We start from the raw sequence: 17837 nt of genomic DNA, 5'->3' as shown, positions 1-17837 counted from the left end.
GCGCATGCGGAGAGGAGATCGTCAGGGTGGGCATCGGATGTCTTGTCGGATAGGGCCGGCCTTGGCGAGCGCCGGCCGGTCGGATGTCGACAAAGGTAACATGAAAATTATCGTGTTGAGGAGTGCCACGCGATGCGCCGCGCATCAGCCGGCGTGCGCAGTCTCGGTCAGCCGGGCCAGCGCGTGCTTGTCGAAGCGCCACGGAATCGCGTGCTCGGCCGTGGCGCGCCGCACGTGCGCGACGAACTCGCGGCGGCCGATTTCGCGGCCGCCGAGCGAGGCGAGATGCGCGGTGTTCTGCTGGCAGTCGATCATCGCCACGCCGTGTGCGCGAACGTGTGCAACCAGCGTGGCCAGCGCGATCTTCGAGGCGTCGGTGGCGTTCGCGAACATCGATTCGCCGAAGAACATCGTGCCGAACGCCACGCCGTACAGGCCGCCCACGCGTTCGCCGTCGAACCAGGTTTCGATGCTGTGCGCGTGACCCGCGCGATGCAGCGCCGTGTAGGCGGCCACGATGTCGTCGGTGATCCAGGTGCCGCGCTGGCCGTCGCGCGGCGCCTGCGCGCAGGCGCGCATCACGGCGGGGAAATCGTGGTCGACGCGCACCTCCCAGCGTGCGTCGCGCTGCACGCGGCGCAGCGTCTTGCGAAACGTGGCGGAGACGCGAAACTCATCCGGCACGAGGATCATGCGCGGATCGGGGCTCCACCACAGCACGGGCTGGCCGTCGGAATACCAGGGGAAGATGCCGCGGTGATAGGCGTCGGCAACGCGTTCGGGCAGCAGGTCGGCGCTGGCCGCGAGCAGGCCGGGTGCGCCGCTGGCCGGGCCGAGCGCCTGCTCGACCGGCGGAAACGGCGCCTCGGGCGTGAGCCAGGGGACCATGCGCGCGCGTCAGCCGTTGCGCAGCGAGCGGTAGATGTCGCCGGTATGCACGCCGAACGAACCGGCCTCGCGGTCGGCGAAGAACAACCGCAAGGTCTGGGTGACGGTGGGGAACGCGATGTCGTCCCAGGGGATATCCGCTTCGTCGAACAGGCGGACTTCGAGGCTTTCCTCGCCGGCCTCGAATTCGGGGCCGTTCATGCGCGCCAGATAGAACAGGTGGACCTGATGCACGTGCGGCACGTTGAGCAGCGTGAACAGGTTCTGCACTTCGACGCGCGCGCCGGCTTCTTCCAGCGTTTCGCGCGCGGCGGCCTCGGAGGTCGTTTCGCCCATCTCCATGAAGCCGGCCGGCAAAGTCCAGTAGCCGTGGCGCGGTTCGATCGCGCGGCGGCACAGCAGTACCTGATCGCCCCAGACGGGCACGGTGCCCACCACATTGCGCGGATTCTGATAATGGATCGTGCCGCACTGGTCGCAGACGAAGCGTTCGCGGTTATCGCCGGGAGGGATGCGCGCGATGACTTCGTGGCCGCAGACTGAGCAGAATTTCATAGGGATGGGGAGCGAAAGGGTGATGCGAGTGTATCACCGCGCACGGCGATTCCAGAAAGGCGCAGGCATGCTTTTGCAGCGCTTTGCGTGGGCGGCGGCACGAGGCCGGGCGCTGCGATGGCGCTTGTGAAAACGATAGCGGAAAGCGGTGCGCGCGAAGATTTCCGGCGCCGGAAATGAAAATGGGCCACGAGCTTGAAGCGCTGTGACCCATCATCAATGCGACTTGGTTGCGGGGATAGGATTTGAACCTATGACCTTCGGGTTATGAGCCCGACGAGCTGCCAGACTGCTCCACCCCGCGTCCGTCAGAAGAATTGAATTATAGGGTGTTCTCGAAAGCGGCGCAAGCGTTTTATCTGTCCCTGTCACCGCACCGTGTGTGCGAGGCGCTGGGCTAGAATCTGTCGGCGGTTCCCGCCCTTTCATTCAACGTCTGTTTCGACGATCTATATGGATATCGCTCACGATCTGCAGTCGATCCTCGTCCAGGAGCACACGCTGGTCTTTCCGCGGTTCGACACGGCCCGCGCTTGGGCGCTCGGCACGCGGCTGCGCGAGATGGCGCTTGCGCGCGGCCATGCCGTTGCAATCGAGATCGGCAGCTTCGGCCTGCCCGTTTTCTGTGCCGCGCTCGAAGGCGCGACACCCGACAATATCGCCTGGGTTGCGCGCAAGCGCCGCACGGTCGAGCACTTTCGCCGCAGCTCCTATGCGGTCGGCTTGCGTCTGAAGCAGGCCGGCACCACGCTGGCCGCGAAGCACGGTTTGTCCGATACCGATTACGCCTCGCATGGCGGCGCGTTTCCGCTGACGGTGGCCGGCGCCGGCGTGATCGGCACGATCGTCGTGTCGGGCCTGCCGCAGCGTCGCGATCATGAACTGGTGGTGGAGGCGTTGAGCGCCGAACTCGGCCACGATTACGCCGCGCTCGCGCTGGCCGGGGAGTAAACGACCATGAAATTGCCTGCTTTCGCCTGGCTCGCCATGTCCATCGTGGCCGAAGTGATCGGCACCTCGGCCTTGCGCGCCTCGGATGGATTCACACGGCTGCTGCCGACGTTGATCGTGATCGTCGGCTACGGCTTCGCGTTTTATGGCTTGTCGCTGACCTTGAAGACGATGCCGGTCGGGATCGTGTATGCAATCTGGTCGGGCGCGGGCATCGTGCTGATCACGCTTGTCGCGATCGCGCTGTACGGGCAGGTGCCGGACTTGCCGGCCATCATTGGCCTCGCGCTGATCATCGCGGGCGTGGTGGTGCTGAACCTGTTCTCGAAGATGCAGGCGCACTGAGCGCCGGCCCGAATCCTGAAGGGAAGGGCGCGCGCTCCGGGCGCGCGCCGCGATCAGTCGTCGTAATCGTCATCGGACATGAACGCGCGCATGAACACCAGCGCGCCCCAGCCCCAGATCGCATTGGCCGCGAAGCCGATCGCGAGCGGCGAGAGCATGTTGCCGGCCGGCCAGATGCCGCGCAGCGGATCGATCACGAACACGCGCGCCACGGTCGGCACGATGCCGCCGAACACCAGCGCCTGCACCCACGGTGCCCGCCGCTCGGGCGACACGCGCAGCAGCCAGGCCATCAAAATCGCCCAGACCGCGCTGATCAGCGCATTGACGATGAAGGTCGGCATGCCCGCCGGCGCGAACGGTTCGACCGAGAAGCCGCCGATGCCGATCAGGCCCGCCGCATGCAGCAGCGCCAGCGTCGATTCGCGGAAGAACAGGGCGGCTAGGAAACCGGACAGGAACGGCAGGATGACTTTCTGCATCGGATCAGGCATGAGCGCGCGGGGCGTACGGCCACGTGCGCAAGGTGGGTAGGATTCGGCCCGCCATTATAGGGGGGCGCGTTGTGCTTCGACCGTCCCCGCATCTCGATATTCGCTACAGCAGCGCGTAAATCACGAAAGCGGAAAAACTAAGCTCAAAAAAATCGTTCCGAAACGAAGTGCCCCTCCCTAGACTGAATTCCCAGAGACGGTAGAACCCGTCCTCCCGCGCAATCGCGAGCTCGCCGCTGCGCGGAGCGATCCGGCGAGCCTCATTCCCGGCAGACGATCCTGTTCGACGCCCTGTATGCGTCGAGGGCCTCGCTTTGCCCGAAATTTTCGCAAGAACAGTCAGGCAGGAGCAGCAAATGAATGTGTTCTGGTTTATTCCGACGCACGGCGACAGCCGCTACCTCGGTACCTCCGACGGCGCGCGTGCGGCCGACTACGATTACTTCCGTCAGATCGCCACCTCGGCCGATACGCTCGGCTACGACGGCGTGCTGCTGCCGACCGGTCGTTCCTGCGAGGACGCCTGGGTCGTCGCATCGAGCCTGATTCCGGCCACCAAGCGCCTGAAGTTCCTGGTTGCGGTGCGCCCGGGGCTGTCGTCGCCGGCGCTGTCGGCGCGCATGGCCGCCACGTTCGACCGGATGTCGGAAGGGCGCTTGTTGATCAACGTCGTGACGGGCGGCGACATCGCCGAGCTCGAAGGCGACGGCGTGTTCGTCGACCACGACACGCGCTACGAAATCACCGACGAATTCCTGCATATCTGGCGCGACCTGCTCGCCAAGTCGCACGACAGCCAGTCGATCGATTTCGACGGCAAGCATCTGCAATCGAAGGGCGGCAAGGTGCTGTATCCGCCGGTGCAGACGCCGCATCCGCCGCTGTGGTTCGGCGGCTCGTCGCCGGCCGCGCACACCATCGCGGCCGAGCATATCGACACCTACCTGACCTGGGGCGAACCGCCCGAGGCCGTGGCCAAGAAGATCGCCGACATCCGCGCCCGTGCCGAGGCGCGTGGCCGCCAGATCAAGTTCGGGATTCGCCTGCACGTGATCGTGCGCGAAACCGAGGAAGAAGCCTGGGCCGATGCCGACCGCCTGATCAGCCGCCTCGACGACGCCACGGTCGCCCGTGCGCAGCAGTCGTTCGCGAAGATGGATTCCGAAGGGCAGCGCCGGATGGCCGCGCTGCACGGCGGCAAGCGTGGCTCGCGCAAGGACCTGGAGGTCTATCCGAACCTGTGGGCGGGCGTGGGCCTCGTGCGCGGCGGCGCCGGCACCGCGCTGGTCGGCAGCGCCGAGCAGGTGGCCGAACGCATGCGCGAATACGCGGCGCTCGGGATCGACACCTTCATCCTGTCGGGCTATCCGCATCTGGAAGAGTCGTACCGCTTCGCCGAGCTGGTGTTCCCGCTGATCAAGGGCACCACCAACACGCGCCGCGCCGGCCCGCTGTCCGGCCCGTTCGGCGAGGTGATCGGCAATCACTACACGCCGCAGGCGAGCCAGAGCTGAGCGGAGGAATCGAGATGGCAACCCCGACTCTCCAGCGAGCAGGACGCGGCATCGCACGCAGCGGCTGGCGCGCCATCGCGCCCTGGCTCGTGCCGTTCGGCCTCGTGATCGCGTGGGAACTGGCCGCGCGCGCCGGTGCGCTGTCGACGCGCGTGCTGCCCGAGCCGCTCGCCGTGGTGCGCGCCGCGTGGTCCCTGATCCAATCCGGCGACATGTGGGCGAACGTCAAGGTCAGCACCTGGCGCGCGCTGGTGGGCTTTGCGATCGGCGGCGGCGTGGGCCTCGTGCTTGGCCTCGCCACCGGCATTTCGAAGGCCGCCGAGGTGGCGCTCGATTCGACCATCCAGATGATCCGCAACATCCCCGCGCTGGCGATGATTCCGCTCGTGATCCTCTGGTTCGGCATCGACGAGAAGGCCAAGCTGTTCCTCGTGTCGCTCGGCGTGTTCTTCCCGATCTACATCAACACCTATCACGGCATCCGTTCGGTCGACGCGAACCTGATCGAGATGGCCAAGAGTTACGGCGTGAAGGGTTTCGCGCTGTATCGCGACGTGATCCTGCCCGGCGCGCTGCCGTCGATCCTGGTGGGCGTGCGGTTCGCGCTCGGCCTGATGTGGGTGATGCTGATCGTTGCCGAGACGATTTCCGCGCAGTCGGGTATCGGCTACATGACGATGAACGCTCGCGAATTCCTGCAAACCGACGTGGTGGTGGTCGGCATCCTGCTGTACGCGGTGCTCGGCAAGCTGGCCGACGTGCTCGCGAAGTGGCTCGAACGCGCGACGCTGCGCTGGCACCCCGCGTATCAACCGGGAGCCAAGCCATGAACGCGAGCACGCTCAACAACCATTACGGCCCGATCGCCGGCGCCGATATCGATGCCGAGCTCGCGCAGTCGCGCACCGAGGACGCCGCCCGCCAGGACGCCGCCGTGCTCGATCGCGACGCCGGCGGCCACGTCGTGCCGCTGACGCGGCGGCGCGAGGCCGGTGATGTCCGTGGCAACCCGAACGGCAACGCGCCGCTCGCGCGCAGCGGCGATCACTCGGTCGAGCTGCGCAAGGTCGGCAAGCGCTATGGCGAGCGCGCCGTGCTCAGCGATTTCGATCTGTCGATCGAGCGTGGCAGCTTCGTGGCGATCGTCGGGCGCAGCGGCTGCGGCAAGTCCACGCTGCTGCGGTTGATCGCCGGGTTGGATAAGCCGACCGACGGCGCGCTGGTGAAGCGCAGCGAAACCGGCGAGGCGCTCGACACGCGGATCATGTATCAGGACGCGCGGCTGCTGCCATGGAAGACCGTGCTGCAGAACGTGATGCTCGGCCTCGGTCGCCGCTCGCGCGAAGATGCGCGCGCCGTGCTGAACGAGGTCGGCCTGCTCGAACGCGCCAACGACTGGCCCGCGCAACTGTCGGGCGGGCAGCGTCAGCGTGTGGCGCTGGCACGCGCGCTGGTGCATCGGCCGCAACTGCTGCTGCTCGACGAGCCGCTCGGCGCGCTCGACGCGCTCACCCGCATCGAAATGCACGCGCTGATCGAACGCCTCTGGCGCGAACACCGTTTTACCGCGCTGCTCGTGACGCACGACGTGCAGGAGGCGGTGGCGCTTGGCGACCGCATCCTGCTGATCGAGGCCGGCAAGATCGCGCTCGACCAGACCGTGCCGCTCGACCGGCCGCGGGCGCGTGCGTCGTCGTCGTTCGCCGCGCTCGAAGATCGCGTGCTGCAACGCGTGCTGAAGGGCGGCCCGGTGGTCGATGCGCCCGACGCGTTCGAGCAGCCCGCACCCGCAACCCGTATCCGTTGGGCCGTCTGACGCTGCCCAGCCTCCATCGACTGTTATTTTCGGAGCCATACCAACATGAGCATCATCGCCATCAACGTACGCAATCAGTTCAAGGGCAAGGTCAAGGAAATCATCCGCGGGCCGGTGGTGTCCGAGGTCGACGTCGATACGCCGTTCGGCATCGTCACGTCGGTCATCACGACGCGCTCGGTCGACGAGCTGGAACTGAAGGTCGGCGCGGAAGTGGTCGCGCTGGTGAAATCCACCGAGGTGTCGATCGCGCGTCTCTGATGCCCGTGGGGCGGGGCGCAGCGGCATTCCGGAGGCGGGCAACGCGCAAGTGTTGCCCGCCTCTTACGTTCTGAAGCAATCATTGACATTGATTTTCATTTTTCAGTGCTAGGATCAGATTTCTTTCACCGCGGAGAGAGTCGATGGTCCCCGCACTCAGTCCCGATGCAATAGAAGCGTTGAAGTGGGTCGACCGATTTGGCGCGGGCTATCCGGTGCCGACGCAGTTCGGCGCGCTGGTCGATGCGCTGCAGAATGACGGCTACGTGTATCAGAGCCGCCCGGGGCGCGCCGAACTGACCGAAGATGGCAGAACGGCGTTGCCTGAAGAGTTTGATTGATCGATTTGATCGGATTGCTTAGGGTCGGGAGGATGAAAATGGATACGATTTCGATTGGACACAGCCTCGATGCATACGTCGAGGAGTACAACGCTTATCGGCTCGAAGTGAAGACCGAGCAGGTCGGAGCCGGCGAGAAGGCCCATTACCGCGTGTTGTTCGGTGATGCCGAGGTGATCGGCTGGCGGCTCGTGCATGTCGACGGTGTATGGCTCAGCGAGCGCAGCGTGGTCGATCAGGTGATGTCGATGGCGCGCGGGGCGGTGGATCGCGAGCTGCGGGGGGCCAGGGCCGCCTGATTGACTGCTGGCTGTTGCGGGCCGGTGTGGGAATGAAAGCCGTCGGGGCTGGCTCCGGCGGCTTTTGTGTTGGTGGGGGCAACGATGTTATTTTTTCGTTTGCGATTTATTGCGCCCCAAACAAAACAGGCGCCGAAGCGCCTGTTTTGACTACAAATTCTTGGGGTGGCTGACGGGACTCGAACCCGCGACAACAGGAATCACAATCCTGGACTCTACCAACTGAGCTACAGCCACCGTTGTTACTGCCTACTTCTGCTTCGTTGCCGTTTTGTTTCAGCAGCTAAGAAAGAGATTATATGGACAGGGCATCGCCTTGTCTAGTCCCCTTTTTAAAAATTTTCGACCGGGGCCGTCAGATGGGTGCGCGCCTCGGCAAAGATCGTCGCGACGTCGCCGCGCGCGAGCCGCTTGCTGTCCGACAATACGCGCCGCCAGCCGCGTGCACCGTGCACGCCGCGATACAGCCCGAGCGCATGACGCACGATCGCGCCAAGGTAAGTGCCGCGCGCGATCTCGTCGGCGCAGTAGGCGATCAATCGATCTTCGATTTCCTCGCGCGTCGGCGCGGGGCCGGCCCCGCCATAGAAACGCGCATCGACCTCGGCCAGCACGTAGGGGTTGTGATACGCCTCGCGGCCGAGCATCACGCCATCGACGTGTTGCAGATGCGCTTCGGCTTCGTCGAGCGTGGTGATCCCGCCGTTGATGATGATTTCGAGTTCGGGGAAATCGCGTTTGAGCTGATAGGCGTAGTCGTACTTGAGCGGCGGGATCTCGCGGTTTTCCTTCGGCGAGAGGCCTTTCAGGATGGCGTTGCGCGCGTGCACGATGAACACCTCGCAGCCGGCCTCGGCGATCGTGCCGACGAAATCGCGCACGAATGCGTAGTCTTCCACCGCGTCGACGCCGATCCGATGCTTGACCGTCACCGGCACCGACACCGCATCGCGCATCGCCTTCACGCAGTCGGCCACGAGCGCCGGCTCGTTCATCAGGCAGGCGCCGAACGCGCCGCGCTGCACGCGCTCGGACGGGCAGCCGCAATTCAGGTTGATTTCGTCATAGCCCCAGGTTTCGCCGAGCTTGGCCGACTTCGCGAGATCGTCGCGCTCGCTGCCGCCCAATTGCAGCGCGACGGGCACCTCGTCGGGCGTGAACGCGAGGTGGCGCGCGACGTCGCCGTGGATCAGCGCGCCGGTCGTGACCATTTCCGTGTAGAGCCAGGTATGGCGCGAAATCGACCGGTGTAGCGACCGGCAATGGCGGTCGGTCCAGTCCATCATCGGCGCGACGGTAACGCGCCGGGGCGTTGCTTTCATCGAATCTTCCTGCTGAATCAATATCGTAAGTTCGGGTTACGCCCGGGCCGGCACCGTCGTTCTGATGGTTTTGTGGGCGCGGGCCGGCAGCGCGGTGCAGCCGGAGCGGATGCGGCAGAGGGTCGAAGCATTTCGATCCCGTGCATCGGCCAAGGGCGACATTATAAGACGACGTGCGCGGCCGCCAAGTCATCAAACGTCGAGATATCAACCCGGATGCACTCGGCATCGAATGAACGTCGAGATATCGCCAGCGATTCCATACCCGTGAATACCACTGAAAAATGGCCGGCATGTTCCATGTTCCATGTTCCATGTTCCATGCGCCAGGCCGCCGTAGCTCAATGCGACGACACGAACACCGCATCCTCGAACGCCGCCGGAATCGCGAAACTCTCCCGCATTCGCCGCACCTCGGCCGCTGGCGTCATGCCGAACAGCCGCTTGAATTCCCGGCTGAATTGCGACGGGCTCGTATAACCCACCGCATGGCTGGCCGCTTCGGCAGTCAGATCCTGACGCACCATCAACAGCCGCGCCTGATGTAGGCGCGTCGATTTCAGATATTGCATCGGCGAAGCCTGCGTGATCGTCTTGAAGTGGGTGTGGAAGCTCGGCACGCTCATGCCGGCTTCGCCGGCGAGCTGCGTCACGTCGAGCGGCTGCGCGTAGCCGGCATGGATCAGTCGCAGCGACCGGCCGATACGCCCGAATTGCCCGCGCATCGCCAGCGCCTCGCGCATCGAGCCGCCTTGCGCGCCGGTCAGCACGCGGAAATACAGCTCGCGCAACAGGCCCTGACCTAGCACGGTGGCTTCGAGCGGCCGGCCGAGCGCTTCGAGCAATCGCAGCACGGAGCCGGCCATCGCATCGTCGATCGGCGTCGACATCATGCTTTGCGGCGCTTGCGCGCTGGCCGCCGCGTCCTCACCGTCGATCTGTACGGCCAGCTCGGCGGCCAGCGTGAAATCGAGGTGCAGATACAGCGCGAGCAGCGGATGCGACGCGCTCGCCTCGGTTTCCATCGTGAACGGCACGGGCACCGACACGGCCAGATAGTGATTCGCGTCGTACAGATAGAGCTGATCGCCGAAATAGCCGCGCTTGCTGCCTTGGCACACGATCACGATGCCGGGGTCGTACAGCACGGGCGTGCGCGACAGCGGTCGGTCCGAGCGCAGGATTCGCACGCTCGGCAGGGCGGTGAGGTTGTAGCCCTCAGCGGGCGCCAGGGCATGCAGCAGATCGATCGTGCGCTGACGGACCGGCGAGGCCGCCGCAGCGGCATCCACGCTGGCGCTTCGTTTCGGGTTCATAGTTTTAGGCAAGAAAAATACCGAAACTCGGCTTATTGGATCGATTCGCGGATACTACCATGCAGTCTCCAGTCACGATTCGGGAGTCAAACGATGGCAAGCGGAAAGATCCTGCTCATTACGGGCGTCAGCAGCGGTTTCGGCCGTGCGCTCGCGCAAGAGGCGCTGGCGGCGGGGCACACGGTGGTCGGCACGGTCCGCAGCGCCGAGGCGAAGCGCGATTTCGAGGCGCTGGCCACGCAAGGCGCAGTGGCGCGCGTGCTGGACGTGACCGATTTCGATGCGATCGACGGCGTGGTGGCCGAGATCGAGGCCACCGTCGGTCCGATCAGCGTACTCGTCAACAATGCCGGCTACGGCCACGAAGGCATTCTGGAGGAGTCGCCGCTGTCGGACCTGCGCCGCCAGTTCGACGTCAACGTGTTCGGTGCGGTGGCGATGATGAAGGCGGTGCTGCCGTTCATGCGCGAACGCCGGCGTGGCCACATCCTGAACATTACGTCGATGGGCGGCTACATCACGATGCCGGGCATCACTTATTACTGCGGCAGCAAGTTCGCGCTGGAGGGCATTTCCGAGGCGCTGGGCAAGGAGGTCAGGCCGTTCGGCATCGCCGTGACGGCCGTGGCGCCGGGCTCGTTTCGCACCGATTGGGCCGGGCGCTCGATGGTGCGCACGCCGCGCTCGATCGCCGATTACGACGCGATCTTCGATCCGATCCGCCAGGCGCGCGAGGAGAAAAGCGGCAAGCAACTGGGCGATCCGCGCAAGGCGGCGCGCGCGATGCTCGATGCGATCGCGTCCGACGATCCGCCGGCCCACCTGCTGCTCGGCAGCGATGCGCTCGGTCTCGTGCGCGGCAAGCTGGCGAGCATGGAGCAGGAAATCGGTGCCTGGGAAACCGTAACGGTTTCGACGGACGGCTGAAACCGGCGCGGCGCGCGGTAGCGGGCCTGTTGCGCCAGCGCTGCTGCCGCCCGCGCAACGGTTGCCGGAATCGTGCCGCTTGTCGTACAATCGCGGTCGTTTTCCCGCACGTCGTCAGCAGTTGCCCAGCGCGGTCCCCATATTCAAATCTGCGGCGGCGAGCAATCAGGAAAACAGGTGCAGGGCGGCTTTTCGCGCCTCACCGCAAAGAATTCTGAAGTGGGTCTAGTTGCAGGCGGCGCCAAGCGAAAGCTTGGTGCCGTTTTTGTTTTTACGCCCGTAACCGCCGGTAAACCAAGGTGCCTCAATATTTTTGGGCGAAAGCCAAAAGTATTGGGGTTCGGTGCCGTTAATAATTTTGGGACAGCTGACTTGCCTCGGCTGCCTTGAGTTTTGCCCGCTTCGCTGCCAGCGAAGCGGGCTTTTTTTATTGCCGCGGCGGAACGGCGCGTCAATGCGCGTCGCCTTGCGCCGGAATCGGCCAGCCGGGGCCGGGCAGGGCTTCGGTTTCGCGCGGGTCGAGCGGCTCGCCGCATTCGGAACACACCATGACCGGCCGCATCAGGTGGCCGCAGCGCTTGTGTCGCAGCAGCACCGGCGGCCCGGCGCCGTCGTCCTTCCAGCGGTCGCCCCAGGCGGTCAGGGCCAGCAGGATCGGGTGCAGGTCGCGGCCCTTGTCGGTCAGCCGGTATTCGTGGCGCGGTGGATTCGACTGATAGGGCCGCTTCTCGAAGATGCCTTCGTCGACCAGCCGCGCGAGCCGTTCCGCCAGCACATGCCGCGTCACGCCCAACTGCGCCTGGAACGCGTCGAAGCGCCGGATGCCGAGAAACGCATTGCGCAGGATCAGCATGGTCCAACGGTCGCCGAGCACGGCAGCGGTGCGCGCGACCGAACACGGCATCTCGCCCACGTTGTCCCATTTCATCGGCGGCCTCGCTGTTCAAAAAGTGGGTTCGATTATAGAACGCACACTCGAAATCACAATCCTTGCGTCGACAGCCGTTGACAGCCCCAAAATCGGTACAGAATAATGCGTTCTGTTTTGGAACTAACAAAGTCGTCCCGACGTTGTTTCGATCGCCATCCACGAGGAGCTTCCTGATGAAACCGCTCGATTTTTCCGGAATCGACCTGCTGCGCGCAGCCGCGGCGGGTGACGTACCCGCGCCGTCGATCACCGAAACCATGCCGATGCGCCTCGATGCCGTGGAACTCGGCTATGTGCGGATGACGGCGCGCGCCGACGAACGCCACCTGAACCCGCTCGGCGGCGTGCACGGCGGTTTCGCGGCGACGGTGCTCGATTCGGTGACGGGCTGTGCGGTGCATTCGATGCTCGACCGCGGGGTGGGCTACGGCACCGTGGATCTGCACGTGAAGATGCTGCGTCCGGTGCCGCGCGACGTCGAGCTGATCGCGGAAGGGCGCGTCACGCACCTGTCGCGCACGCTCGGCGTGGCCGAAGGCACGCTGAAGACCCCCGACGACAAGATCATTGCGCAAGGCTCGGCCACCTGTTTCATCCAGCGGCCCGAGTAGGCAGTCCGATTCGGCGCACCGGCGCCATGCCGCGAGTGTGGCGCGGCGTGCCGTCATGGCGCATTCCATTGGCTATACTTCGTGCGTCCCGCGGCGCTTCGTGCCGGCCGCGAACCCGACGAACGGAGCCGCGATGCGCCTCGATGACGAAGCCGAAAGCCGTAATGTCGAAGACCGCCGCGGCGGGTTCGGCGGTGGCGGGCGTGGTGCAACGCTCGGCATCGGCACGATCGTCGTGGCGCTGGCCGCCTCGTATTTCTTCGGCATCGATCCGCGCGTGATCCTGCAGGGCGCGGCCGTGCTGCAAGGCCAGCATGCAGACCAGGGCCAGACGGCGCCCGCGCCGGCCGCGAACACGCCTTCGCAGGCGAACCAGAACGACCCGCGCGCCGTGTTCACACGCAAGGTGCTCGGCAATATCGAGCGCACCTGGTCCCACGTTTTTCCTACGCAGCTCAATCGCGACTATTCGCCGCCGACGCTCGTGATGTTCGAGCATGCGACGCCCACCGCCTGCGGCACCGGGCAAACGGCCATGGGGCCGTTCTACTGTCCGGCTGACCGGAAGGTCTATATCGATCTCGCGTTCTACGACGAACTGCGCCGCAAGTTCGGCGCGGGCGGCGATTTTGCCCAGGCCTACGTGATCGCGCACGAAGTCGGCCACCACGTACAGAAGTTGCTGGGCATTTCCGACAAGGTCGATGCGGCGCGCCAGCGCATGTCGCAGACGCAGGCGAACCGGCTGTCGGTGCGGCTCGAGTTGCAGGCCGATTGCTTCGCGGGCGTGTGGGCCTACAACGCGCAGCAGGCGAACCGGCAATTGATCGAGCCGGGCGAATTCGAGCAGGGTTTGAAGACGGCCTCGGCGATCGGCGACGACACCTTGCAACGGCGCAGTCAGGGCTACGTGGTGCCCGACGCGTTTACGCACGGCACCAGCGAGCAGCGCGTCGCGTGGCTGCAGCGCGGCATGCAGCGCGGCGACGTGCGCGACTGCGATACGTTCGCGTCGCGTTGAGCCGGCATGAACCGTCCGCCCGCTTCTGTATCCGCACCCGCCAGCGCCGCGCATCGGGCGCCGCTGCAGTGGATTGCGACATGCGTTGCACGTCGCCGAGCGCGTGCCGCATGCGATAATCCCGGCTTCGCCGCATGCCGTTTCACCGCATGGCGGACCCAGACAGGGCGAGCCGACCGAGCCCGCCGACGAGGACCGCCAGCCCGCACGCCACACTCGACATGAACACAAGCCGCTCGACCTCGACCACTCCTTCACCCGCGCTCGGCTGGGCAGTATTCGCCTTGATCGCGATCGCCGGGCTGTTCTACGTGAAGTGGTCGCCTTATTACCACCGCGCCTTTGTCGCAGCCGAGCATCATTCGATCGGCCAGTCGATCCTGATGGGTACGGCGGCGCATGCGCCGGTGCCGTCGTGGCAGGCGGCGCTCGATTACGCGTGGGCCTACGGCAAGGCGATCTGGCAGGCGATGGTGCTCGGCCTGCTGCTCGGCTCGGCGCTTCAGGCGCTGCTGCCGGCCCGCGCGATCGCGCGCGTGCTGGGCCGCACCGGCTTCGGCAGCGTCGTGGCCGGCGGCTTGATGTCGCTGCCGGGCATGATGTGCACGTGCTGCGCCGCGCCGGTGGTGGCGGGCTTGCGGGCGCGCCAGGCGTCGCCGGGCGGCGCGGTGGCGTTCTGGCTCGGCAACACGGTGCTGAACCCGGCCACGCTGGTGTTCATGGGCTTCGTGCTCGGCTGGCAATGGACGGCGCTGCGCGTCGTGCTCGGCGTGGCGATGGTGTTCGGGATCGGCTATTGGCTGAACCGGATCGCCTCGGCCGACGCCAAGCCCGTGGACGAAGCCGCGCTGGCGCGGATCGCCGCCGGTCAGACGGCCGAAGGCAATCCGTTCGTGCGCTGGATGAAGCTGTTGGCGCGCATGACGCTGAGGCTGATTCCCGAATACATCGTGCTCGTGCTGCTGCTCGGTGCGGCGCGCGCGTGGCTGTTTCCGCATGTCGGTCCCGATGTCGGCAACGCCGCGCTGTGGATCGTCGCTTTCGCCATCGCCGGGATGCTGTTCGTGATCCCGACCGCGGGCGAGGTGCCGATCGTGCAGGCGATGCTGGCGCTCGGCGTGGGCGTCGGCCCGGCGGCGGCGCTGCTGCTGACACTGCCGCCCGTCAGCGTGCCGTCGTTGGCGATGCTGTGGCGCTCGTTCCCGGCCCGCATGCTGGCGCTGATCGCCGCGTTGGTGGTGGGTTTCGGCATCGTGGCCGGCATCGCGGCGGTGGTGCTCGGTTTCTGAGCCGCCCCAGGATTCACCCGAAGATTCGACCGTCGCCGCGACCTCGCGGCGGCATTCCCAGAAGCAATCAGGATTACGCATGAAGCAACCGAAGATTCATCCGAAACTCGAACAGGCGCTGACGCGCGGCGATCTCGCAATCCGTCAGGCCAATTCCGCGCGTGCCACGGCGGTGCTCAATGCGCTCGGCAAAATGATCATCGAGGCCTCGTCGACGATCGGCGTCGAGGCCAGCATCGACATCCCGCAAGGCGATCGCATTTACGATCCGGCCAACGGCCTGTGGCCGCAGCGCATGCGCGTGTCGTTCGACGGCCCGGTCGAGGATGCCGACGAGGAAGAACTGCGCTCGGTCTATCTGCTGGCCGACGATCCCGGCACGGTGTTTCGCGTGGAATGGCATCGCGCCGACGGCAAGCAGGGGCGCCAGGAAGGCGGCCCGATCGCGACGGTGGCGTTCCTGACCGACGTGGAAATGCCCTGGGGCGACGACGACGCCTGATGGGCGTCGGCGCCTCGCGCGACAGGGTGTAACCGAACCGGCGTCTTGCCGGTTTCACGCCGTACCGGCCCCGGTGCGGCGCATCGGCGCATGCTTGAGTTCCGGCATGCGCCGTGTTGCGTTCAGCGCATCATGCGCCGACGGAACAACCAGGCCGACACCACAAACCCGCCCAGTACATACGCCACCAGCACGCCGACATGCATCGCGACGTCGGTGGCGGGCCGGCCGAGCATCGCCGGCCGGATCAGATCGACGGCGTTGGCCAGCGGCAGCGCATAGGCCGCGTGCTGCGCGATGCCCGGCAACTGCGTGATCGGGAAGAACACGCCCGACAGCAGCAGCATCGGCGTGAGCGCCAGGGTTTGATAGAACATGAAGAAATCGTAAGACGGCGCGATCGCCGTGACCACCATCGCCAGGCTCGCGAACGCCAGGCCAGCCAGCGCGATCACGGGCAGCGCCGCCAGCAGCGACGGAAACGACGCGTAGCCGAGCCCGCTCGTCACCACCATGATCGCCGTGCCCGACAGCATCGCCTTGCTGGCGGCCCAGATGATTTCCCCGAGCACGATGTCGCCGAGCGAGAGCGGCGTGTGCATGATCGCTTCCCAGGTGCGTTGCACCTGCATGCGCGAGAAACCCGAATACATGGCCTCGAAGCTGGCCGACATCATCACGCTCGAGCCCACCGTGCCGGCCGCCAGAAACGCGATATACGACACCCCGTCGACGTGCCCGAGCATCACGCCGAGGCCCATGCCGAGCCCGAACAGGTAGATCATCGGATCGGCCAGGTTGCCGATCATCGAGGCGAGCGCGAGTTTTTTCCAGACGAGATAGTTGCGGCGCCAGACGGCGATCCAGTTGCGCCCGTTGGCGGGCAGGGCGATCGCGAAACGAGCCGAGGCCGAGGGGGCGGCGTGCGCGTCGCGGGCGGGTGTCGAGTGGCCGGTATCCATCGGTGGTCAATCCTGCATATCGCGGCCGGTCAGCCGCAGGAACACATCTTCGAGATTCGCGGGCCGGTGCAGATAGCGCAGTTCGGTGCGGCCCTTCAGTTTGCGCGTCAGTTGAGCGGGGTCGTCGACATAACAGAACACGGTCTCGCCGCTGATTTCGGCGCGCGTCGCATACGGCGCGAGTTCGTCGCGCAGCGCGGCCGGATCGGGGCCGTAGATCTCCACCACGTCGCAGCCGATCTCGCTTTCGATCAGCGCCTGCGGCGCGCCCTCGGCAATCTTGCGGCCCGATTCGACCACGCAGAGCCGGTGACACAGCCGTTCGGCCTCTTCCATGAAATGCGTCGTCAGCAGGATCGTCTTGCCGCGCGCGAGCAGCGAGCGCAGCCGCTCCCACATCAGATGGCGTGCCTGCGGGTCGAGCCCGGTGGTCGGCTCGTCGAGCACCAGCACGTCGGGATCGTTGACGAGCGCGCGCGCCAGCGTGAGCCGCCGCTTCATGCCGCCCGACAACTCGCCGACCTTCGCGTCGGCCTTGCTTTCGAGCTTGGCGAATTCGAGCAGCGACGGCACCAGTTCGCGCGCCGCGCGCGCCGACAGCCCGAAGTAGCGGCTGAACACGAGCAGGTTCTCGCGCACGCTGAAATCGGGATCGAGGTTGTCGAATTGCGGCACGACGCCGACGCGCAGCCGCGCCTGCCGTGCACGGGCCGGCACCGGCTCGTCGCACAGCCGGATCGTGCCGGAATCGGGGTAGGTCATGCCGAGCAGCATCCTCAGCGTGGTGGTCTTGCCCGCGCCGTTCGGCCCGAGCAGGCCGAAGCATTCGCCGCGCCGCACGTGAAACGACAGGCCGTCGACAACGCGTTTGTCGCCGAAGCTTTTTTTGACATCGTGAAATTCGATCGGAGCAGCGGACATGGGCGCGGAGGCGGGAGGTCGACGAAGGGACGGCACGAAGCGGCCATTCTAGTGCATCGCGTCCCGCTTTCGGCTCGCCGTGCGCGACCGGATCGTGCAAGCCTGCACCGCAATCCGGCATCGGCGAACTATTTACGTGTCCGCGTTTTCCATCCCTTGCATCCTGAATTGCGGCGCACCATGATCAAATCGTCGACCGATTCTGCATGGAGGCGATCATGTCGAGCTACCAGACCATCTTGCTGTGTTACGACGGTACGCTGGAAGGCCGCAAGGCCTTGCGATGCGGTGCGGATCTCGCGCTGCAATTGAAGGCGAAGACGCATCTGCTGTCGGTCGTCGACATGCGTTCGAGCATCGCCCAGAGCGCGGGCCTGCTGACCGACGTGGCCTGCGGGCGCTTCGAGGAAACCGCGCGCGAGATTCTTCAGGAAGGCGTGGACTGGCTGACCGAGCGCGGCGTGCAGGCCGAGGGCCATTTCGCGTTCGGTTATCCGATCGACGAAATCGCCAACCTGGCGAAGTCGCTCAACGTCGATCTCGTGGTGGTGGGCCATCGCTGCCGCAGCGG

Annotated in this window: 22 protein-coding genes and 2 tRNA genes; 14 read left to right on the top strand and 10 right to left on the bottom strand. The window is 65.7% G+C overall.

What is annotated here, in order from left to right:
- Nucleotides 1-144: 144 nt before the first annotated feature.
- The 3 genes from aat to ACYP33_RS18995 all read right to left on the bottom strand — a co-directional run bounded on the left by aat (nt 145) and on the right by ACYP33_RS18995 (nt 1747).
- Nucleotides 145-888, bottom strand: a complete 744-nt coding sequence (gene aat, locus ACYP33_RS19005; RefSeq protein ID WP_459623320.1) for a leucyl/phenylalanyl-tRNA--protein transferase — start codon at nt 886-888, stop codon at nt 145-147.
- A 9-nt stretch (nt 889-897) separates the two neighbouring features.
- Nucleotides 898-1443, bottom strand: coding sequence for an NUDIX hydrolase (locus ACYP33_RS19000; protein ID WP_414445017.1), 546 nt, complete (start codon nt 1441-1443; stop codon nt 898-900).
- 227 nt (nt 1444-1670) lie between these two features.
- Nucleotides 1671-1747: transfer RNA gene (locus tag ACYP33_RS18995), tRNA-Met, on the bottom strand.
- A 149-nt stretch (nt 1748-1896) separates the two neighbouring features.
- Here ACYP33_RS18995 and ACYP33_RS18990 point away from each other — a divergent pair.
- The gene (locus ACYP33_RS18990; RefSeq protein WP_459623317.1) at nt 1897-2394 is read left to right on the top strand and encodes a heme-degrading domain-containing protein; all 498 of its coding nucleotides are present in this window, start codon (nt 1897-1899) and stop codon (nt 2392-2394) included.
- Between the two features lie 6 nt (nt 2395-2400).
- Nucleotides 2401-2739, top strand: coding sequence for a DMT family transporter (locus ACYP33_RS18985; protein ID WP_414449533.1), 339 nt, complete (start codon nt 2401-2403; stop codon nt 2737-2739).
- A gap of 53 nt (nt 2740-2792) precedes the next feature.
- On the opposite strand, the gene ACYP33_RS18980 is transcribed toward ACYP33_RS18985, so the two are convergent.
- Entirely contained in the window at nt 2793-3221 is a 429-nt protein-coding gene (locus ACYP33_RS18980) for a hypothetical protein (protein WP_414451960.1), read from the bottom strand.
- 368 nt (nt 3222-3589) lie between these two features.
- On the opposite strand from ACYP33_RS18980, the gene ssuD reads away from it, so the two are divergent.
- From ssuD to ACYP33_RS18950, 6 genes are all read left to right on the top strand, one after another.
- Nucleotides 3590-4747 carry an FMNH2-dependent alkanesulfonate monooxygenase gene (gene ssuD / locus ACYP33_RS18975; protein WP_414449532.1) on the top strand — a complete coding sequence of 386 codons (1158 nt, stop codon included), beginning with the start codon at nt 3590-3592 and terminating at the stop codon, nt 4745-4747.
- Nucleotides 4748-4761: 14 nt separating this feature from the next.
- Nucleotides 4762-5577 (top strand): aliphatic sulfonate ABC transporter permease SsuC, encoded by an 816-nt coding sequence (ssuC, locus tag ACYP33_RS18970; RefSeq protein ID WP_414445020.1) that lies wholly within the window; start codon nt 4762-4764, stop codon nt 5575-5577.
- Nucleotides 5574-6563 (top strand): ATP-binding cassette domain-containing protein, encoded by a 990-nt coding sequence (locus tag ACYP33_RS18965; RefSeq protein ID WP_459623314.1) that lies wholly within the window; start codon nt 5574-5576, stop codon nt 6561-6563. The genes ssuC and ACYP33_RS18965 overlap by 4 nt, the downstream gene beginning before the upstream one ends.
- Before the next feature lie 45 nt (nt 6564-6608).
- Entirely contained in the window at nt 6609-6824 is a 216-nt protein-coding gene (locus tag ACYP33_RS18960; RefSeq protein WP_013697841.1) for a TOBE domain-containing protein, read from the top strand.
- 143 nt (nt 6825-6967) lie between these two features.
- Nucleotides 6968-7165, top strand: coding sequence for a hypothetical protein (locus ACYP33_RS18955; protein WP_414445022.1), 198 nt, complete (start codon nt 6968-6970; stop codon nt 7163-7165).
- A gap of 38 nt (nt 7166-7203) precedes the next feature.
- On the top strand, nt 7204-7464 hold the full coding sequence (locus ACYP33_RS18950) for a hypothetical protein (protein ID WP_414445023.1): 261 nt from the start codon (nt 7204-7206) through the stop codon (nt 7462-7464).
- A 161-nt stretch (nt 7465-7625) separates the two neighbouring features.
- Here the strand turns inward: ACYP33_RS18950 and ACYP33_RS18945 are convergent.
- From ACYP33_RS18945 to ACYP33_RS18935, 3 genes are all read right to left on the bottom strand, one after another.
- Nucleotides 7626-7701 (bottom strand) — tRNA-His (locus ACYP33_RS18945).
- A 95-nt stretch (nt 7702-7796) separates the two neighbouring features.
- Nucleotides 7797-8786, bottom strand: a complete 990-nt coding sequence (dusA, locus tag ACYP33_RS18940; protein ID WP_459623311.1) for a tRNA dihydrouridine(20/20a) synthase DusA — start codon at nt 8784-8786, stop codon at nt 7797-7799.
- 341 nt (nt 8787-9127) lie between these two features.
- Nucleotides 9128-10102: an AraC family transcriptional regulator gene (locus ACYP33_RS18935; RefSeq protein WP_414449527.1), complete on the bottom strand. Its 975-nt coding sequence runs from the start codon at nt 10100-10102 to the stop codon at nt 9128-9130.
- 93 nt (nt 10103-10195) lie between these two features.
- On the opposite strand from ACYP33_RS18935, the gene ACYP33_RS18930 reads away from it, so the two are divergent.
- Nucleotides 10196-11029 carry an oxidoreductase gene (locus ACYP33_RS18930; RefSeq protein WP_459623309.1) on the top strand — a complete coding sequence of 278 codons (834 nt, stop codon included), beginning with the start codon at nt 10196-10198 and terminating at the stop codon, nt 11027-11029.
- A 451-nt stretch (nt 11030-11480) separates the two neighbouring features.
- Here the strand turns inward: ACYP33_RS18930 and ACYP33_RS18925 are convergent, their stop codons facing one another.
- Entirely contained in the window at nt 11481-11957 is a 477-nt protein-coding gene (locus ACYP33_RS18925; protein ID WP_414449525.1) for a winged helix-turn-helix transcriptional regulator, read from the bottom strand.
- Nucleotides 11958-12133: 176 nt separating this feature from the next.
- On the opposite strand from ACYP33_RS18925, the gene ACYP33_RS18920 reads away from it, so the two are divergent.
- The 4 genes from ACYP33_RS18920 (at nt 12134) to ACYP33_RS18905 (ending at nt 15383) form a co-directional block, all read left to right on the top strand.
- The gene (locus ACYP33_RS18920) at nt 12134-12571 is read left to right on the top strand and encodes a PaaI family thioesterase (protein ID WP_414445031.1); all 438 of its coding nucleotides are present in this window, start codon (nt 12134-12136) and stop codon (nt 12569-12571) included.
- 133 nt (nt 12572-12704) lie between these two features.
- Nucleotides 12705-13592, top strand: a complete 888-nt coding sequence (gene ypfJ, locus ACYP33_RS18915; RefSeq protein WP_459623306.1) for a KPN_02809 family neutral zinc metallopeptidase — start codon at nt 12705-12707, stop codon at nt 13590-13592.
- Between the two features lie 221 nt (nt 13593-13813).
- On the top strand, nt 13814-14881 hold the full coding sequence (locus ACYP33_RS18910; protein WP_459623305.1) for a permease: 1068 nt from the start codon (nt 13814-13816) through the stop codon (nt 14879-14881).
- Between the two features lie 79 nt (nt 14882-14960).
- A complete protein-coding gene (locus tag ACYP33_RS18905; protein ID WP_414445034.1) occupies nt 14961-15383 on the top strand; it encodes a hypothetical protein in 423 nt (140 codons plus the stop codon).
- Between the two features lie 122 nt (nt 15384-15505).
- Here ACYP33_RS18905 and ACYP33_RS18900 read toward each other — a convergent pair whose 3' ends face one another.
- Together ACYP33_RS18900 and nodI are read right to left on the bottom strand one after the other, a co-directional pair.
- On the bottom strand, nt 15506-16345 hold the full coding sequence (locus tag ACYP33_RS18900; protein ID WP_459623303.1) for an ABC transporter permease: 840 nt from the start codon (nt 16343-16345) through the stop codon (nt 15506-15508).
- Nucleotides 16346-16351: 6 nt separating this feature from the next.
- Complete coding sequence (nodI, locus tag ACYP33_RS18895) at nt 16352-17266, bottom strand: nodulation factor ABC transporter ATP-binding protein NodI (protein WP_459623301.1); 915 nt, start codon at nt 17264-17266, stop codon at nt 16352-16354.
- 218 nt (nt 17267-17484) lie between these two features.
- Between nodI and ACYP33_RS18890 the strand changes: the two genes are divergently transcribed.
- Nucleotides 17485-17837 (top strand): universal stress protein (locus ACYP33_RS18890; protein ID WP_459623299.1); only part of this gene is annotated, 353 nt, incomplete at its 3' end.

The sequence above is a fragment of the Burkholderia sp. 3C genome (assembly GCF_054589155.1).
Note: the sequence above shows the minus strand (reverse complement) of the source record. Positions and strands in the feature narration are given on the sequence as shown.

Coding starts and splice junctions, on each gene's coding strand:
- aat (WP_459623320.1), bottom strand. CDS start 888: ATGGTCCCCTGGCTCACGCCCGAGGCGCCGTTTCCGCCGGTCGAGCAG.
- ACYP33_RS19000 (WP_414445017.1), bottom strand. CDS start 1,443: ATGAAATTCTGCTCAGTCTGCGGCCACGAAGTCATCGCGCGCATCCCT.
- ACYP33_RS18990 (WP_459623317.1), top strand. CDS start 1,897: ATGGATATCGCTCACGATCTGCAGTCGATCCTCGTCCAGGAGCACACG.
- ACYP33_RS18985 (WP_414449533.1), top strand. CDS start 2,401: ATGAAATTGCCTGCTTTCGCCTGGCTCGCCATGTCCATCGTGGCCGAA.
- ACYP33_RS18980 (WP_414451960.1), bottom strand. CDS start 3,221: ATGCAGAAAGTCATCCTGCCGTTCCTGTCCGGTTTCCTAGCCGCCCTG.
- ssuD (WP_414449532.1), top strand. CDS start 3,590: ATGAATGTGTTCTGGTTTATTCCGACGCACGGCGACAGCCGCTACCTC.
- ssuC (WP_414445020.1), top strand. CDS start 4,762: ATGGCAACCCCGACTCTCCAGCGAGCAGGACGCGGCATCGCACGCAGC.
- ACYP33_RS18965 (WP_459623314.1), top strand. CDS start 5,574: ATGAACGCGAGCACGCTCAACAACCATTACGGCCCGATCGCCGGCGCC.
- ACYP33_RS18960 (WP_013697841.1), top strand. CDS start 6,609: ATGAGCATCATCGCCATCAACGTACGCAATCAGTTCAAGGGCAAGGTC.
- ACYP33_RS18955 (WP_414445022.1), top strand. CDS start 6,968: ATGGTCCCCGCACTCAGTCCCGATGCAATAGAAGCGTTGAAGTGGGTC.
- ACYP33_RS18950 (WP_414445023.1), top strand. CDS start 7,204: ATGGATACGATTTCGATTGGACACAGCCTCGATGCATACGTCGAGGAG.
- dusA (WP_459623311.1), bottom strand. CDS start 8,786: ATGAAAGCAACGCCCCGGCGCGTTACCGTCGCGCCGATGATGGACTGG.
- ACYP33_RS18935 (WP_414449527.1), bottom strand. CDS start 10,102: ATGAACCCGAAACGAAGCGCCAGCGTGGATGCCGCTGCGGCGGCCTCG.
- ACYP33_RS18930 (WP_459623309.1), top strand. CDS start 10,196: ATGGCAAGCGGAAAGATCCTGCTCATTACGGGCGTCAGCAGCGGTTTC.
- ACYP33_RS18925 (WP_414449525.1), bottom strand. CDS start 11,957: ATGAAATGGGACAACGTGGGCGAGATGCCGTGTTCGGTCGCGCGCACC.
- ACYP33_RS18920 (WP_414445031.1), top strand. CDS start 12,134: ATGAAACCGCTCGATTTTTCCGGAATCGACCTGCTGCGCGCAGCCGCG.
- ypfJ (WP_459623306.1), top strand. CDS start 12,705: ATGCGCCTCGATGACGAAGCCGAAAGCCGTAATGTCGAAGACCGCCGC.
- ACYP33_RS18910 (WP_459623305.1), top strand. CDS start 13,814: ATGAACACAAGCCGCTCGACCTCGACCACTCCTTCACCCGCGCTCGGC.
- ACYP33_RS18905 (WP_414445034.1), top strand. CDS start 14,961: ATGAAGCAACCGAAGATTCATCCGAAACTCGAACAGGCGCTGACGCGC.
- ACYP33_RS18900 (WP_459623303.1), bottom strand. CDS start 16,345: ATGGATACCGGCCACTCGACACCCGCCCGCGACGCGCACGCCGCCCCC.
- nodI (WP_459623301.1), bottom strand. CDS start 17,266: ATGTCCGCTGCTCCGATCGAATTTCACGATGTCAAAAAAAGCTTCGGC.